Origin of the sequence: Hymenobacter caeli (assembly GCF_013294115.1) — a bacterium.
GTDB classification, from domain to species: Bacteria; Bacteroidota; Bacteroidia; order Cytophagales; family Hymenobacteraceae; genus Hymenobacter; species Hymenobacter caeli.
Genome location: NZ_JABSNP010000003.1, coordinates 180,872 through 197,035 on the forward strand (window position 1 = coordinate 180,872; position 16,164 = coordinate 197,035).

At 67.3% G+C, this 16,164-nt stretch carries 14 protein-coding genes; 8 read left to right on the forward strand and 6 right to left on the reverse strand.

Annotation, left to right across the window (positions count from 1 at the left end):
- Nucleotides 1-65 precede the first annotated feature (65 nt).
- A complete protein-coding gene (locus HNP98_RS04180; protein WP_173808797.1) occupies nt 66-1,280 on the reverse strand; it encodes a DUF1501 domain-containing protein in 1,215 nt (404 codons plus the stop codon).
- Nucleotides 1,281-1,469: 189 nt separating this feature from the next.
- Nucleotides 1,470-3,074: a DUF1800 domain-containing protein gene (locus HNP98_RS04185; protein WP_173808798.1), complete on the reverse strand. Its 1,605-nt coding sequence runs from the start codon at nt 3,072-3,074 to the stop codon at nt 1,470-1,472.
- Between the two features lie 177 nt (nt 3,075-3,251).
- Here HNP98_RS04185 and HNP98_RS04190 point away from each other — a divergent pair, with 177 nt between their 5' ends.
- The gene (locus tag HNP98_RS04190) at nt 3,252-3,737 is read left to right on the forward strand and encodes a peptide deformylase (RefSeq protein WP_173808799.1); all 486 of its coding nucleotides are present in this window, start codon (nt 3,252-3,254) and stop codon (nt 3,735-3,737) included.
- A 169-nt stretch (nt 3,738-3,906) separates the two neighbouring features.
- Here the strand turns inward: HNP98_RS04190 and HNP98_RS04195 are convergent, their stop codons facing one another.
- Nucleotides 3,907-6,468, reverse strand: coding sequence for a lamin tail domain-containing protein (locus HNP98_RS04195; RefSeq protein ID WP_173808800.1), 2,562 nt, complete (start codon nt 6,466-6,468; stop codon nt 3,907-3,909).
- A 130-nt stretch (nt 6,469-6,598) separates the two neighbouring features.
- Between HNP98_RS04195 and HNP98_RS04200 the strand changes: the two genes are divergently transcribed.
- The 3 genes from HNP98_RS04200 (at nt 6,599) to HNP98_RS04210 (ending at nt 9,984) form a co-directional block, all read left to right on the forward strand.
- Nucleotides 6,599-7,594: an aspartate-semialdehyde dehydrogenase gene (locus HNP98_RS04200; RefSeq protein WP_173808801.1), complete on the forward strand. Its 996-nt coding sequence runs from the start codon at nt 6,599-6,601 to the stop codon at nt 7,592-7,594.
- Nucleotides 7,595-7,743: 149 nt separating this feature from the next.
- Nucleotides 7,744-8,346 carry a DNA-3-methyladenine glycosylase gene (locus tag HNP98_RS04205; protein ID WP_173808802.1) on the forward strand — a complete coding sequence of 201 codons (603 nt, stop codon included), beginning with the start codon at nt 7,744-7,746 and terminating at the stop codon, nt 8,344-8,346.
- 249 nt (nt 8,347-8,595) lie between these two features.
- Nucleotides 8,596-9,984: a PQQ-dependent sugar dehydrogenase gene (locus HNP98_RS04210; protein WP_173808803.1), complete on the forward strand. Its 1,389-nt coding sequence runs from the start codon at nt 8,596-8,598 to the stop codon at nt 9,982-9,984.
- An 80-nt stretch (nt 9,985-10,064) separates the two neighbouring features.
- On the opposite strand, the gene HNP98_RS04215 is transcribed toward HNP98_RS04210, so the two are convergent.
- Nucleotides 10,065-10,727: a hypothetical protein gene (locus HNP98_RS04215; RefSeq protein WP_173808804.1), complete on the reverse strand. Its 663-nt coding sequence runs from the start codon at nt 10,725-10,727 to the stop codon at nt 10,065-10,067.
- Between the two features lie 130 nt (nt 10,728-10,857).
- Nucleotides 10,858-11,844, reverse strand: a complete 987-nt coding sequence (locus HNP98_RS04220; protein ID WP_173808805.1) for a cation diffusion facilitator family transporter — start codon at nt 11,842-11,844, stop codon at nt 10,858-10,860.
- A 164-nt stretch (nt 11,845-12,008) separates the two neighbouring features.
- Here HNP98_RS04220 and HNP98_RS04225 point away from each other — a divergent pair, with 164 nt between their 5' ends.
- Nucleotides 12,009-13,376, forward strand: coding sequence for an Nramp family divalent metal transporter (locus HNP98_RS04225; protein WP_380266612.1), 1,368 nt, complete (start codon nt 12,009-12,011; stop codon nt 13,374-13,376).
- A gap of 253 nt (nt 13,377-13,629) precedes the next feature.
- Nucleotides 13,630-14,493, forward strand: coding sequence for a transporter (locus HNP98_RS04230; protein WP_173808806.1), 864 nt, complete (start codon nt 13,630-13,632; stop codon nt 14,491-14,493).
- 122 nt (nt 14,494-14,615) lie between these two features.
- Here HNP98_RS04230 and HNP98_RS04235 read toward each other — a convergent pair whose 3' ends face one another.
- Complete coding sequence (locus tag HNP98_RS04235) at nt 14,616-14,885, reverse strand: hypothetical protein (protein ID WP_173808807.1); 270 nt, start codon at nt 14,883-14,885, stop codon at nt 14,616-14,618.
- Between the two features lie 217 nt (nt 14,886-15,102).
- Between HNP98_RS04235 and HNP98_RS04240 the strand changes: the two genes are divergently transcribed.
- A complete protein-coding gene (locus tag HNP98_RS04240) occupies nt 15,103-15,696 on the forward strand; it encodes a thioredoxin family protein (RefSeq protein ID WP_173808808.1) in 594 nt (197 codons plus the stop codon).
- A 122-nt stretch (nt 15,697-15,818) separates the two neighbouring features.
- Nucleotides 15,819-16,163: a hypothetical protein gene (locus HNP98_RS04245; protein WP_173808809.1), complete on the forward strand. Its 345-nt coding sequence runs from the start codon at nt 15,819-15,821 to the stop codon at nt 16,161-16,163.
- The last annotated feature ends 1 nt before the right edge of the window (nt 16,164 follow it).

Below are 16,164 nucleotides of genomic sequence, written 5' to 3' on the forward strand. Positions count from 1 at the left end.
AATGAGGCTTTTGGCTAACAGGCATTCTCCCATTCCACCATTCTCCCATTCAATCATTGCTTGCCCTACACCAACCCCCGCATCCGCTCAAAATCTGTCCCCAGAATGCTCGTGTCGTCGGCGCCGAGCCAGTCTTTGAGGACGGTGGCGTAGATGCCGCGGAAATCAATTTGGTGGCGCAGGTCGCCCTGGTCGAGGTTGGCCAGGTCGGGGGCGTCGTTGAGGACGCCTTTTTGCTGGAGGCTGCCGCCGATGAGAAAGACCGGGTTGGCGGTACCGTGGTCGGTGCCGTTGCTGGCGTTCTGGCCCACGCGGCGGCCAAACTCGGAGAATACCAGCACCAGCGTGTTAGCCCACTGGCCGTTCTTTTGCAGGTCGTCAGCCAGGGCGGCCAGGCCGTCGCCGAGGTCGGTGAAGAGCTTTTGCTGCTGCTCGTGCTGGCGCACGTGGGTATCGAAGCCGTTGAGGGCCACGTAGTACACCCGCGACTCCACACCGGAGTTAATCAGCTCGGCGGTGGTTTTCAGGTTTTTGCCGAACTCCGAGTTGGGGTAGGCCCCGGCCGATTTGTACACCTTCGACTTGTCGTAGAGGTAGTCGGCCGACGAGGCCGTTTCGGCCAGCGTTTGGTAGAGGTAATCCACCTGGGCGTGGTGGTGGTCGGAACCCGTTTCGCGGCTCACCTGGCTCAGCAGGCGGTTCTGGGTGAGCTGGTGGAGCTTGTCGGGGTTCTTGAACGCCAGGCCTTTGCGCTGGGTGCCCTTCATAGCCAGGCTCAGGGTGTCGTCCACTTCCAGCGCATTGTAGGGGTTTTGGCAGCCGGGGGCCCCCGAGTCGAGGTAGCGGCCGAGCCAGCCGGTGCTCAGGTTCTGGGCGCTGCCCGAGCCGGTCTGCCAGATGTCCATCGAGCGGAAGTGCGAGCGGTCGGGGTTGGGGTAGCCCACGCTGTTGAGCACGGCCAGGTAGCCCTGGTCGTAGAGACTCTTGAAGCCCTTCAGCGCCGGGTGGAAGCCCAGCCCCTTATCCAAGGCCAAAATCCCCTCCGATTCCTTGATGCCCAGCGTGGGCCGGGCCTGGTAGTACAGGTCGTTCTGGTACGGGATGACGGTATTCAGGCCGTCGTTGCCGCCGCCGAGCTGCACCACAATAAGGCGGCGGGCCCCCGGCGCGTCGGCCAGCCGGGCCAGCCCGGGGCCCCGGTCGAGGGCGTGGAGCATCTTGGGCACAAACAGCAGCGTGCTGGCGAGGATCGAGGTCTGGAGGAATTCGCGGCGTTGCATAGTTGGGATAGTTATAAAAGCGGGGCGGAGGTAGAGGGGGCGGGCTGCCGGCTTTTTCGCCGGCTGCCCGCTAATTGTTGAATCGTTGGGTGGCGCATGGGGGCCCCAGAGAATCCGGGGGGCGGCTCATACGATGCAGCGGTCACCGGGCAGCCGGCGAGAAGCCGGCAGCCCGGGCCAGGCGGGCCCTCACGAGAGCTGGTATTCCGGCAGGCTCATCAGGCTGATGAGCGTGTTGCGCAGGGCCTCGGCGGGGATGGGGTTTTGGGCGGCGGCTTGCTGCACCAGGGCCAGGTTTTCGGGCCGGATGGGCGTTTGGAGCAGGAACTCGCTGAGGCGGGCGGGCTGGGCCGGGGCGGGCGTGGCCCCCAGCAGCTGTTGCAGGGGCCCCAGCGGCAGGTGGGCCCCGGCGGTGGGCTTCACCGTGCGGTCGGCGCGGGTGAGGTTGGGGGCGATGTCGTTCTCATCCTGCTTGAGGGCCACGGCGAAGTCGGCGTTTTTGAAGAGGATGGCCGGGATTTGCAGGCGCAGCAGCAGCGACGACGAGTCGATCCAGTTGCGGCCGCCGGGCCAGCCGGCCACGTTCGGCGGCTCGAACAGCGTCTGGCCCAAGGCCTTCTGGTAGCCCAGCAGCGGCCGTTCGTTGTCGAGCTTTACGCCCAAGGTGCGGCGGATGCCGGCCAGCAGCTCCACCGGGCTCTTGAGGTGGGTGCCCACGTTGGCCGGGTCGTAAAACCAGTCGGCCGAAAACATGCGCTCCAGCAGGTCCTGGATGTCGTAGCCGCTCCGCCGAAATGCGTCGGCCAGCGGCGCAATGCGGGCCGGGTCGGGCGTGTCGTTCACAAAAAAGCGGTAGAGCTTGGTGGTGAGGAAGGTCGCCGCCGCCGGCTGCTCCAGGATGATGGCCAATACGTCTTCGCCCCGCAGGTTGCCGGTGCGGCCGAGGAAGGTTTTGGGGCCCTCGTCGTGGTCCAGGGGCCGGAACTTGAAATTGCCCTGCCCGTCGTAGCTCCAGCCGGTGAAGGCGCGGGCGGCCTCCTTCACGTCCTGCTCCGAGTAGTTGCCGCGGCCCAGCGTGAAGAGCTCCATCACTTCGCGGGCGAAGTTTTCGTTGGCGTGGCCCTTGTGGTTCTGGCGGTTGTTGAGGAATTCGAGCATGGCCGGCTCTTGGCTCACGGCCAGCAGCAGGTCGGGGAACTTGCCCAGCGCGTGCTGGCGGGTGGTGTTGTGCAGGCTGAGGGCGGGGCCCGGCTGGCGCACCCGGCAGGCAAAGTGGCCGTGCCAGAACAGCGTCATCTTCTCGCGCAGCTGGGCTGGCGAGGTGGCCATGCGGTCCATCCAGGCCGTCGAGATGTTGACGAACGCCTCGCGCAAGCCCTGGTTCTGCATCTTGCGCTGCTCGGGCGTGAGGTCGGCGCGGCGCAGCCGGGGCACCCCGCCGGGGCCCATGCGGTAGGGCTGGCGGGCGGGCAGCGCGGCCACGGGGGCCGGCGGGGCGGCTTCGGCGGGGCGGCCGCTCATGGTGGCCGTGGCCTGGTCGGGGGTGGTGACCATGCCGGTGGGCACCGGGTTCCTGGCCGGGGCGGGCACGGGCGGCGTAGGGGCCACGGCCATCACCGCGCCCATCGGGTCGGTGAAGTGCATGGCGGGCGCGTCGAGCGGCACGAAGGTTTCCGAGTCGCGCAGCAATTGGCGCAGGGCCTTGCGGGGGCTGAGGCCGGCGGCCACGTCCTGGGGCCGGGGCCCGAAGCCGGCGCGCCAATACAAGTGCTGGAGTTGCTGGGTGGTGTCCATGCCGGTAAGATGCGGGCCGAGGAGCGGGGTTTAAAAGGTGCGCGGAAATAGCCTGGACGCCGGGCCAGGCTTTGCTCACCAGAACGGGTTCCGAGGGGGAGCAGTCCGGCATTCGCTTCGCCGGGGGCTAAATTGACCGCAGCAGGGCGAAATCAGCGCCGGCGACCACTAAAATTCATGAAAACACTAGCCGATTTGCTCCAGCTGGGCGACCCGCGCCTCTACGAAACGTGCGCGCCGGTTTTGCCCGCCGAGCGGCCCTTGGTGGCGGGCTGGGTGGCCGATTTGCACCGCGTCATGGAGGAAATACGGGCCCGGTACCAGTTCGGCCGGGCCATTGCCGCCCCGCAGCTGGGCATCATGAAGCGGCTGATTTACCTGAACATCGACCGGCCCGTGGTCTTCATCAACCCCGAACTCCGCGAACTGAGCGACGAGCTGTTCGAACTGTGGGACGACTGCATGAGCTTCCCCAATTTACTGGTTAAAGTGAAGCGGCACGCGCACCTGACCATCGACTACCTGGACGAAAACTGGCAGCCGCAGACCTGGCACATGACGGGCGGCCTATCCGAACTGTTGCAGCACGAATACGACCACCTGAACGGCGTGCTCTGCACCATGCGGGCCATCGACGACAAGTCGTTTAAATGGCGGCCGTAACGCTGGGTGGGGCAAAGAAAAGAACGGTCATGCTGAGCGCAGCCGAAGCATCTCTGCTGCGGCAGTAATTTAATCGATTATGATTGTTAGCGGTAGAGGTGCTTCGGCTGCGCTCAGCATGACCATTTTTTTTGCTTGAAACTTAGATGGTCGCCAAGTACCCAGCCCGCTAAAACCGGGCCCCCAGCACCACCGTTTTCTTGTACTCGCGCCGTTCGCCACTGGCCGGCCGAAACAGCTCGACGTGCAGAATGTAGTACCCCACGGCCGCCTTGCGGCCCCCGTCGTCGAGGCCGTCCCAGGGCACGAAGCCAGCGGTGGCCAGGCTTTCGTTGCGCAGCAGGCGGCGGGTGAGGCGGCCCACGGCGTCGTACACCGTCACGGAGCCCACGTAGCCGGGCTGGTCGAGCTGGTAGTTGAGGGTGGTGAAGTCCTGCTGGCCGTCGTCGTCGGGGGTGAAGACTTCGGGCGTCACGGTCAGTTCCTGGCCACCGCCGGGCGCGTCCTGGGCCTGTGAGTTGGGGCGGCCGGGCGTGGCGTAGCCCACGGCGCCGGCCGCCGAGTGGAAGTTGCTGCCCAGGCTGGGCCCCTGCGCCCGGATGCGCTCCAGCGACACGCCGTCCTGGCTGCTGAGCAGCGGCAGGTGCAGGCCTTTATTGTAGGCGAAGCGGTCGATTTCGCGGCCGCCGGCATCCAGCACCGTGGCCAGGCCGGCGTCGTCGGGCCAGGTGGGCAGGGCCCCCACGGCCAGCAGTGCGGCCGCGTCGGCGCTGGTGGGGTACTGCGCCTGCACCGTGGCTGGGCTGGTCGTTAGGGCCACCAGCTGCCCCGGGGCCAGCACGTAGGGCCCCGGACTGATGGGCAGCCCGGCCCCGCCATCGCCCACTTGAAAACCCTTTATATCAACGTATTTCTGGCTGCGGTTCAGTAGTTCGATGAAGCGCACGGCCCCCACGCGCGGGTTAAACAGCAATTCGTTCACCACCACATCGCCGGGCGCGGCGGCCTCGGGCAGGGCAAACTCGGCGGCTTGCAGCGGGCCGCTGGCGTTGCCGGCGCAGTCGGTGGCGGCTTGCACGGTTAAAGTAGTGGGCCGGCTGGGCGCGAGGGCCCCGGCGAGCGTCAGGTCCACCACCCGGAAATCGGGGCCCACGGGGGCGGCGCGGGCCACGGCGGGCGCGGGGGCCCCCAGGGCGTAGCGGGCGGGGTTGGCCGCGGCGGCGCTGTCGAGCTTCTCGGAGAAAAACAGGCGGATGGTGCGGGCGTCCACGGCCACGGCGCGGAGCAAGGTAGGAGGCGCGGTGTCGGGGCGGGGGCCCCGGGCGGCGTTGGCGCGGCCGGGGGTGCCGCCGCTGGGGTCGGGGCTGGCGGTCCAGTTATCGGCCCCGGCGCAGAGGTTATTGGCGTCAATCATTTCCAGGCTCCAGCCGCCGGCCTGCTTGCGGGCGTCGCGGTACCAGGCGTCGGAATACGTCACCTCGAACAGCACCCGGCCGGCCGGCCCCCGCAGCACCAGCTGGTCGCCGCCGTTGCTCAGGGCGGGGAAGTTGGTGAGCCCGTACACCTTGCCGAACGGCGCAAACTGCGCCGCCCGGGTGCTGCCGCACACCACCGCATACTGGCCCGGTAGCAGCCGCGCCGTATCAGGGAAAAAGGCCTGGGCGGCGGTGCCCGTCTTGCCCAGCCGCACCCCGCGCAGGCTAAGGGTTTGGGTGGCCGAGCGGTTGAAAATCTCCACAAACTCCGATTCGGGCAGGCCCACCACCGGCGTTTCGTCGGCCAGTATCTCCGTGATAACCAAGTCGCCAAACCCCGGGGCCACCGGCAGCCCCGCGAAGCTGGCCGCCAGCGGCCCCGCGGCTACGTTGCCGAACAGGTCGGCTACCTGCCGCGCCTCCAGCACGTTGGCCGCCGCCAAATCGGCCCCAAAGGTGAGGCGCACCACGGCCGGGTTGCTGGCCAGAATCTCGGCCGCCACCGGCGCGGCCCCGCCTTGCAGGCGGTAGCTGGCCGCCCGGGCCCCCGTGGCCGGGTCCACGGCCTCGTTAAATACGGCCTCGACCCGGCGGGCATCGAGCGGCGTGGCCCGCAGCAGCAGGGGCGGGGTGGCGTCCACCACGCTGAAATCGTCGAAGTAAAAGCTCTTGCCGTTGGCCGACGAGTACAGCAGGGCCACGCCCGCGGCGGCGCTGCGCTGATAGGCGGCGTCGGTGGCCGGGGCCCCGTCGGCCACGAAGCTGCGGCCTCCGGCCAGGTCGCGCTCCAGCGTCCAGCGGCTGGCGGTGCTGCGCGTCACGCGCACGCGCACCAGGTTGTTGGTGCTGCTGGCCAGCGTGTTGGCCTGCCCCGTGATGATTGCCACGGCCGTCTTTGCCGAGTCTTTGCGGAACAGGGTGAGGTTGTCGGCGGTGCCGCCCAGGCGCACGAAGTAGCCGCTGGTGGCGGCGTTGCCCAGGTCGGGCCCCGAGGCCATCAGCCACACGTCGGCCAGGTTGCTGGCGCTGGTGGCCAGGCGCAGGTTGGCCCAGAATTCCCAGGTGGTGCCGGTGCTGGCGCGGCAGGGCGCGGCCAGCTGGAGGCGGGTGCCGGTTACGGCCGCCCCGTTGCTTTGCAATTGCAGCTGGGCATTCACGGTGAAGGCGCTGGCCGTGCCCGTCCAGGTGGGGTTCTGGGTGAAGTTGCCGTCGGTGAAGTCGTCGCGCAGCTGGGCGCGGCCCGTGAGTGGCAACAAGAGGAGAAAAAGTAGCAGTTGCTTCATTAACGCGCCGGAAGGGTTTTCTTTGCTCCCAAGTTACCCCTACTCCGGCGACACTTGCCGCCGCCCGGGCCCCGCGCCCGCGCTTTCATCCCTGATTACCTCCATGAAACTTGCCATTGTGGGTGCCACCGGCCTGGTGGGCACCGAGCTGTTGAAAGTGCTGGCCGAGCGCCACTTCCCCCTCACCGAACTGCTGCCCGTGGCCTCGGCCAAATCGGTGGGCCAGCTGGTGCATTTTCAAGGTAAAGATTACCCCGTGGTGAGCATGGACGACGCCATCGCGGCCCGGCCCGCCATTGCCATTTTCTCGGCCGGCGGCTCGGTGTCGAAAGAGCACGCCCCGCGCTTCGCCGCCGCGGGCACCACCGTGGTCGACAACTCCTCGGCTTGGCGCATGGACCCCACCAAGAAGCTCGTGGTGCCCGAAATCAACGCCAGCACCCTCACGGCGGATGACAAAATCATTGCCAACCCCAACTGCTCGACCATTCAGATGGTGGTGGCCCTGAACGACTTGCACAAGGCCTACGGCATCCACCGCATCGTGGTGAGCACCTACCAGAGCGTGACCGGCACCGGCAAAAAAGCCGTGGACCAGCTTCTGGAGGAGCGCGCCGGCCGGGTGGCCAGCAACCCCGCCTACCCGCACCCCATCGACCTGAACGTGCTGCCCCACATCGACGTGTTCGAGGAGAACGGCTACACCAAAGAGGAGATGAAAATGGTGCACGAAACCAAGAAAATTATGGGCGACAACAGCATCCAGGTCACGGCTACCTGCGTGCGCATCCCCGTGATGGGCGGCCACTCGGAGGCCGTGAACGTGCAGTTCCGCCAGGAGTTTGCCCTGGCCGAGGTGCGGGCCATCCTGCGCCACACCGCCGGCGTGGAGCTGGTGGACGAGCCCAGCCAAAACCTTTACCCCATGCCCAAAGACAGCCACGGCCGCGACGCCGTGCTGGTGGGCCGCCTGCGCCGCGACGAAACCCAGGGCTGCACCCTCAACCTGTGGGTAGTGGCCGACAACCTGCGCAAAGGCGCGGCCACCAACGCCGTACAAATCGCCGAATACCTGGTGGCCAACAAGTTGGTGGGCTAAGCCGTAGCGCGAACTTTGTAGTTCGCGTCGCCGCCCGGTCGCCGAACGGTAACCGGCAGGACAAAGTGAGCGCCGCGAGCTGCAAAGCTCGCGCTGCGGTCTGGCCCGGCAGTACGGCCGCCGGGGGCCCGCGGCCCGTACTGCCGGGCATGAAGCTACCCTTGGCGTTTTACCAGCGGCCCGACGTGCTGCAAATTGCCCGCGAGCTGCTGGGCAAGCACCTGTACACCAACCTGAACGGCGTGGTGACGGCCGGCCGGGTGGTCGAAACCGAGTCCTACCGGCACGAAGGCGACCATTCGATGACCCTGCACCTGCAACGCAAACGGCAGCAGGCCAGCGCCTTGTATGCGCCCGGGGGCCGTGCCTACATCTACACCGTGTACGACCGCCACGCGCTGTTCAACATTGCCACCCACGACGCGGCCCACCCCGACACGGTGCTGATTCGGGCCATCGAGCCGCTGGTGGGCCTCGACGAGATGCTGCGCCGCCGCGGCCTGGGGGCCCCCGCGCGGGCCCTCACCGCCGGCCCCGGCGTGCTCACCCAGGCCCTGGGCATCACCCCGGCCCTCAGCGGCACGGCCCTCGACGGCGAGGTGCTCTGGTTCGAGGACCACGGCGAAACGGTGGCCGGTGCCGACGTGTGGGCCAGCGCCCGCGTGGGCCTGGCCTACGCGGGCCCCGAAGCGGCGGGGCTGCCCTGGCGCTTCCGCGTGCGCGACAGCAAGTGGACCAGCCCGGCAAAATAGCTTGTGGTGCCGGAGCCGTGGTTAGCAGTTGAGGATGGTCGGGCGACTTTTCTCGCTGGCGAGTTACGCCGGCGATTGAACAGCAATTCCGAGCAGTAATTAACAGGGGTCCAACGATGGAAAAGTCGCTAGACTACTTCGTTTTGAAGCCAACGTCATTTGCCTGTCCTAAAGTGTGTCTATAATTAAGCTAGCCTATATGTCTGACGGGTAAATAATTATTGTGATAATATTTGCTATTATTGCAGGATGAAAAAACTTCTGCTCACCGCGGGGCTGGCCGGTGGCCTGCTCGCCGCCCGCGCCCAGGCCCCGGTGGTGGGCACCTTCACGGTGGGCACCACCACGGTTACGGTGTCGGCCCTGACGCCCAACTTGGCCACCGTCTGGGAGCTGGTTTGGGGGCCCGACGATTTTCTCTGGGCCACCGAGCGGGCCGGGCGCATCAGCCGCATCAACCCCGCCACCGGCGCGGTGCTGCCGCTGCTCACCATTGCCGACGTGACGCAGAACACCGAAAGCGGCCTGCTGGGCCTGGCCCTGCACCCCGACTTTGCCGCCCAGCCCTACGTGTACGTGGTGTACAACTACACCGACCAGGGGGCCCTGAAGGAGAAGCTCGTGCGCTTCACGTACTCGGCCAGCGCCGGCACCCTCGACGCCCCGCTGGTGCTGCTGGGCGGCATCGGGGCCACCACCACCCACAGCGGCTCGCGCCTGCTCGTCCTGCCCGACCGCACCCTGCTGATGACCACCGGCGACGCCCAGCAGCAGCCCGAAGCCCAGAGCCGTGCTTCCCTCAACGGCAAAATCCTGCGCCTGAACCTCGACGGCACCGTGCCGGCCGACAACCCCACGCCCGGCAGCTACCTCTACACCTTCGGCCACCGCAACCCCCAGGGCCTGGTGCAGCTGGCCAACGGCCGCCTCTACAGCTCGGAGCACGGCCCCAACAACGACGACGAAATCAACAAGATCGAGGCGGGCCGCAACTACGGCTGGCCCACCGTGGAAGGCTACTGCAACCTGCCCGCCGAACTGGCTTTTTGCGCGGCCAACAACGTGCGCGAGCCCCTCACCACCTGGACGCCCACCATCGCCCCGGCCGCCCTCCAGTACTACGACCATCCCGCCATTCCGGGCTGGCGCGGCAGCCTGCTGGTGGCGGCCCTGGGCGGCAGCCGCCTCGTGCAGCTGCCCCTGGACGCTGCTGGCCAGGCCATTACGGCCCGCAACGAGTTCCTGACGGGCTTTGGCCGGCTGCGCAGCCTGTGCGTCTCGCCCCAGGGCCGGGTGTACGTGGGCACCAGCAACCGCGACGGCCGCGGCACCCCCGCCCCCGCCGACGACCGCATCCTGGTGCTTGAAAACCTGGCCTACATGCCCACCGCCACCCGCAACGCGGCGGCCGTCCGCTTCGACCTCTTCCCCAACCCGGCCCGCCAGCAGGCCACCCTGCGCCTGCCCGCCCCGGGGGCCCACGTCACCATTTGCGACCTGCTGGGCCGCCGCCTGCGCGAGCAGGCCGTGGCCGGCCTCACCGCCACCCTCGACCTGAGCGGCCTGCCCGCCGGCAGCTACCTGGTGGCCGTGGCCACGGCCACCGGCACCGCCACCCGGCCGCTGAGCGTGGAGTAGGGGGAGGGGTGGAAGTTGGCTCAAGTGGAAAGCGCAGCCACCGGCTCAACACGCGCAATGCTGCCCGGCTCCGTGGCCGCTCAGAGGCGGCGGGCCAGCGTGAGGGTCTCGGAGGGCACGTCGGTTACGCCGCCGGTGCCCTTTTGCTGGGCTATTTTCAGGCCCACCAGCCAGCGCTGCTGTTGGCCCAGGGCCACGTCCAGGTTAATCGAGCCCAGGTAGCCACCGTAGAATCCTTGGTACGAGGCCAGGCGGTAGTCGACAACGCGACCTTCTACCACGTTCACAAAATCAAAATCATTTTTCTTGTAGTAGCCAGCGAAGCCGCCGGCTCCGACCGCAAAGCGCACCCGTTTAGCATTGCCAAAAGGGTAGAACAGCACTTCGCCCTCCGCGTGGCTGGCTCTGTAGTTCTGGTTCGGCAGCTGGTCCACCCAAGGCCCGTAGAGGCCCGTGGCCGCGGGCTTGCCGGCCACCCCCACCAAGCGCCCGGCCAGGCCCACCTGGCGCGTCAGCATCGGGGCGTATTCCACAGCAAGGCGGGTGCAGCGGTAAAATTTGGCCGCGTCGAAGGTCGTGCCGAGGCCGAGGCGCAGGTAGGCGACCTGAAAGGGCCGCGCCGGGGCCGGCGTGGGGGCTATGGCTTCCTGCGGCGTCGCGCGTTCAACCTGGGCCTGGGCCCCGGGTGCGTGGCCTAGCGCCGCCAGTAAAGCGGGGAAGGCGGCGTAAAAGTAGATTTTCATGAAGAAGTGGAAAGGTTGTAGCACAAGAGCCGTTGGTGACCGGTTCGGTTGCAAACGTACCGTAAATAGTTGGCTGCTACTAGCCTTTGGGCGCGTGAAACGTCCTTCCGCCGCTCATAAAATGACTGTTTTACAGCCGGTGCCGCTCGTTGCGCACGGCGTTGTGCAGGTCCCACGCCACCTCGTGCTCAAAGGGGTGCACGCGCACCGGGCAGTCGGCCATGCGGCAGAGCGAGCAGGCGGCAAACGTGCAGGGGTCGGCGTGGACGAACATCTCCACTTCCACCGCAAACTTCTCCCGAATCAGCTCCTCGATGTCGTGCAGCTCGGTGTGCACGTGCTCCAGGCTGAAGTAGTAGGGCATCTGCATGTGGCAGTCGATGTGCAGGTTGGCCCCGTAGCGCTGCACCCGCAGGTTGTGCACATCAATCCAGGGGGCCCGGCGGTGGGCCTGCAGCTCGGCGATGACCTCCGTGACCACGGCCGTGTCGGTTTCGTCCATCAGGCCCGATACCGAGCGGCCCACCATGCGCCCGCCGTTGGCCAAAATGAAGCCGCCCAGCAGCAGCGCCGCGCCGCCGTCGAGGCGCAGCACGCCGGTGGCCGCCACCAGCACCAGCGCCGCCGCCGACACGATGGACGTCAGGGCGTCGATGTACAGGTGCTGGCCGTCGCCCACCAGGGCCACCGAGTGCAGCGCCTTGCCCTGGCGCACCAGGTACAGGCCCAGCCCCAGGTTGGCCGCCGCCGTGGCCGCCAGCAGCGCCACGCCCCAGTCGGGCCGGGCCACCGGGTGCGGGTGCAGCAGGCTGCCCGTGGCCGAGTACAGGATGTAGGCCCCGGCAATGAAAATCAGGGCCCCCTCGAAGCCCACCGACAGGTGTTCGATTTTGCCGTGGCCGTAGGGGTGGTTTTCGTCTTTGGGCAGGCCGGCCAGGTACAGGCTGTACAGGGCGAAGCCGCTGGTGAAAATGTTGATGATGCTCTCCAGCGCGTCGGTCAGCACCACCTGCGAGCGGGTGAGGTGGTAGGCGTAGAACTTGACGGCCACCAGCACCACGCTCACCGCGAGGGAAAGCAGGCCGAGGCGGGTTTTGGTTTGGGCAAGGGGGGGCATGGGCGGGCAACGGGGGCGGCAAAGGTCGGGCCCCCGGGCTCCGCCGGTACCGCGCGGGCCGAAACTTTCCGGCAAGGCAGTCGTATTTTAGACGATGAATAATAAATTTTTAGATTAGTCTAAAAATTACCTTATCTTTGTTCTGTCTTAATAACCGGCTTTCTGTGTCTGCCACCGCTCCCTTGTCGCCGCCCGTTGCCCCCGCTCCTGCGCCGCCGGGCTGGCGGCACGCCCGCCGCGCCAACTCGCTGAGCGAGGTATTCGGCAGCATTGCGGTGCCCGAAGCGGGGGCCTCGTTCTGGCGCAAGTTCCGGGCCTATTGGGGCCCCGGCCTGCTGGTGGCCGTGGGCTACATGGACCCCGGCAACTGGGCCACCGACCTGGCCGGCGGGGCCCGCTACGGCTACACGCTACTATCGGTGGTGCTGATTTCCAGCGGATTCGCCATGTTTTTGCAGCACTTGGCCGCCAAGCTGGGCATAGCAACGGGCCGCGACCTGGCCCAGGCCTGCCGCGACCACTACTCGCGCCCCGTGAGCCTGGGGCTGTGGGCGATGTGCGAAATCGCCATCGCCGCCTGCGACCTGGCCGAGGTCATCGGCTCGGCCATCGCGCTCAACCTGCTCTTCGGCCTGCCGCTGGCCTGGGGCGTGGTGCTCACCACGTTGGACGTGCTGGTGGTGCTGTTTTTTCAGCACAAGGGTTTTCGGCTCATCGAAAGCCTGGTTGGGGGCTTGATTCTGCTGATTTTTTTCTGTTTTCTCTACGAAATCATCGCCTCGCACCCCGACTGGCGGGCCCTGGCCGGGGGGCTGCTGCCCCGCCCCGAAATCGTGACCAGCCCCGGCACGCTCTACGTGGCCATCGGCATCCTGGGGGCCACCGTGATGCCCCACAACCTGTACCTGCACTCCAGCATCGTGCAAACCCGGGCTTTCGGGCCCGACGAAACCGCCAAGCGCACGGCCATTAAGTTCGCCACCATCGACTCGACGGTGGCGCTGTTCCTGGCGTTTTTCGTGAACGCGGCCATCCTGGTGGTGGCCGCCGCCACCTTCCACGGCAAGGGCCACGACAACGTGGCCGACATCGCCGACGCCCACAAGCTGCTCACGCCGGTGCTGGGCGCGGGCGCGGCCTCGGCGCTGTTTGCCGTGGCCCTGCTGGCTTCGGGCCAGAACTCGACCCTGACCGGCACGCTGGCCGGCCAGATTGTGATGGAAGGCTTCCTCGACCTCAAGCTCAAGCCCTGGGTGCGGCGCCTCATCACGCGGCTCATCGCGGTGGTACCCGCCCTGATTGTCACCATCTTGTACGGCGAGCGGGGCACCGGGCAGCTGCTGGTGCTCAGCCAGGTCGTCCTCTCGTTGCAGCTCAGCTTCGCGGTGGTGCCGCTGGTACTCTTCACCGGCGACAAGCTGAAAATGGGCGTGTTTGCCAACCGCCCCGCGGTGCAGGTTACCGCTTGGGTTGTGTCGGGCATCATCCTGGTTTTGAACGTGTACCTGCTCTGGCAGACAGCGGTGGGGTAGGGCCCCGGCGCGTGAGCAACATCCGGCTGGGCCAGTTGGGTTGGCGCGGTAAGCCGGTGGCCTGTTCGACGCGGCCTGCCGGGCCCGCCCCAAGCGCCTGAAACACTTCGAGTACTACCGCGCCGCGCCCACCGGCCGCCTGGGCATCCATAGCTTCGGCCGCAACCTGAGCGCGCTGCTGGTGGTGCCGTTTCGAGGGCCTCGGCCGCCGGGGCCCGCGCTGCGTATGCAGGGCAAATTTAATACCTGTTCAATGCCCCGTTTCTACGCCTGTCTGGGCTTGAGCCTGGCCCTGGCTGGCCCGGCCGCCGCCCAAAAAAACTTGCAGAACGACACCATTAATGTCGATAAGAGCAAGTACACGCTGTTCAACCCCACGCCCAAAAAATACATGCGCCCGATGGTGCCCGACCGCCCCGGCATCACTGAAAGCCCGTACTCGGTGGACGCGGGCCACTTGCAGTACGAAACCGACGCCCTGCGCCTGCTGACCCGCCGCGAAAGCACCGCCCACGGCCACGACTGGTACGTGAACCACGCGCTGGGCAAGGTTGGCCTGAGCGACCGCACCGACCTGCAGCTCGGCGTCGATTCGTATACCTACACCCACAACGCCGACGACGCCGACCCCAGCCAGGACGAATTGTACCGGGGCTTCGGCGACGTGACGCTGCGCCTCAAGCACACGCTGGTGGGCGACGACGACAGCCGCTGGGCCCTGGGCCTGATTGGCTATGTGACACTGCCCACCGGGGGCCCCCGCGGCGACGGAGCCGTGGAGTACGGGGCCGTGCTGCCCGCCGTGTTTCAAATCACCAAGCCCTGGAGCATCGGCGGCCAGCTCGCCGCCGAAGTGTACTGGGACCGCGACGGCCAAAGCCGCTACCTCCAGCTCACGCCCACCTTCACCACCGACTACCAGTTCACGAAAGCGGTGCAGGCATTTGCGGAGCTGGTGGGCTACTGGGACGTGCGCCAGGCGTCGTGGCGCAGCTCCGTGAACACGGGTTTCCAACTCGACGTGAGCGACAACGTGCAGCTCGACTTCGGCACCCACCTGCCCGTGACGCACTCCGTGGACCGCGAATACTTCCTGGGCCTGAGCTTCCGTCGCTAATCCATTTAACAATTATCATTTATCATTCAACATTCAACAACCAGCTGACAACCAGCGGTAAGCCAAGCCATTGCGCAGGGCTTTGCAGGCCAGTTGTTAAATGATAGTTGTTAAATGATGGGCTACTTATCGGATTTGCCGTCGTGGTTGCGGTCCGTGCGCACGTCGGCGCTGTCGTAGCCCTGCTCCTGGCTGGGGGTGCCGGTGCCGGGGCGGCGCAGGCCGGCCACGGCCGAGTCGCCGCCCACGTTGTTTTGCTCGCCGTCGATGTGCTTGTTGGAGCCGTCTTCCACGTTGGTGGACCCGTACTTGTGGGAGTCGCTGCACGCGCTGAGGCCGAGGCCGGCGGCCACGGCGGTGGCCAGTAGGAAGGGGCGGAGAAGGGTCGTCATGGGGGCAGGAGAATAAAGAAGCGGCCGCGGAAAAGCCCGGGGCCGGGGGCCGCGTTTGGGCGCGGCGCGGGCAAAGTTACGGGCCGGCCCGGCCCGGTGCGCCGGTAAACGTAACCTCTGGCCGGGAGTTGGGTTAAAGGAAGGCGGCCGCGTGGGCCGCGGGCCGTTCGCTGCGGCTTTGGTTTCCCGCGGTTTCTCCGCCTTTCCTCTTTTTGCGATGTCCGATTCTATGGCCGCCCTGCCCGCCCCGGCCCACGCCTACGCCGAATTCCGGGCCCTGGTGGGCGCGCTGGCCGCCGCCCACCGCACCACCGGCCCCGACCAGGGCCCCGCCTTGGTGCGCTTCACCGAGCAAAACCAGCAGCACCTCGACCACGCCTACGCCCTGCCGCTGCTGCCCGCCCTGGTGGAGCGCCTGCGCCACCTGGCCGCGCCCCAGCGCTGGTTGGTGCTGGCCGAGGCCTGGTGCGGCGACACTGCCCACGAGTTGCCCCTGCTGGCCCACCTGGCCGAGGGCAGCGGTGGCCGCGTGGCCCTGCACGTGCTGCTGCGCTCCGACCACCCCGATTTTATGGCCGCCCACCAAACCGACGGCAAGAACAGCATTCCCAAGCTGGTGATGCAGGACGCGGCCACCGGCGAAACCGTGGCCGAGTGGGGCCCCCGCCCGGCCGAAGCCCACGCGCTGGCCCAGCGCCTGCACGCCGACCCCGCGCAGCCCACGGCCGCCATCGTGCGCCAGATGAACGAGTGGTACGCCGCCGACCAGGGCCAGTCGTTGCAGCGCGAGCTGCTGGCCTTGTTGGCATAGACTCCGGGCACTATTCCGGGGCCCGGGGGCGTTGCACCGGCCCGGGCCCCCGCGGTTCTTAGAAATTTCCGTTAATTTCACCTGCTCATTCCCTCCCCATGCCCCAGCCGTCGCGCCCACGTATGCCCCGTTTTCTGGCCACCTGGCCGTGGCGGCGGGTGGGGGTGCTGGCCGCCGCCAGCCTGGGGCTGGCCCTGGCCCTGGTGGGCTACGTGTTCGGGGCCGACGGCCATTTCTTTGGCCGGCTGGCCCCGGCGTTTCTGGTGTTTTTCTGGCTGCTGGCCGTCACCTTCCTGGCCGTGGTGCCGTTCGTGAACTGGGCCACCGGGCACTGGTTCGGGCGCGGCTGGGCCTCGGCGTCGCCCGCGCCGGCGGCCCGGCGCCCCCGCCCGGCTCCGGCCCCGGCCCGGGGGGCCGTTCTTTCCGCATCTTCCACCGCCGCCGCAAGGCGGCCTTCAACACGCTAGC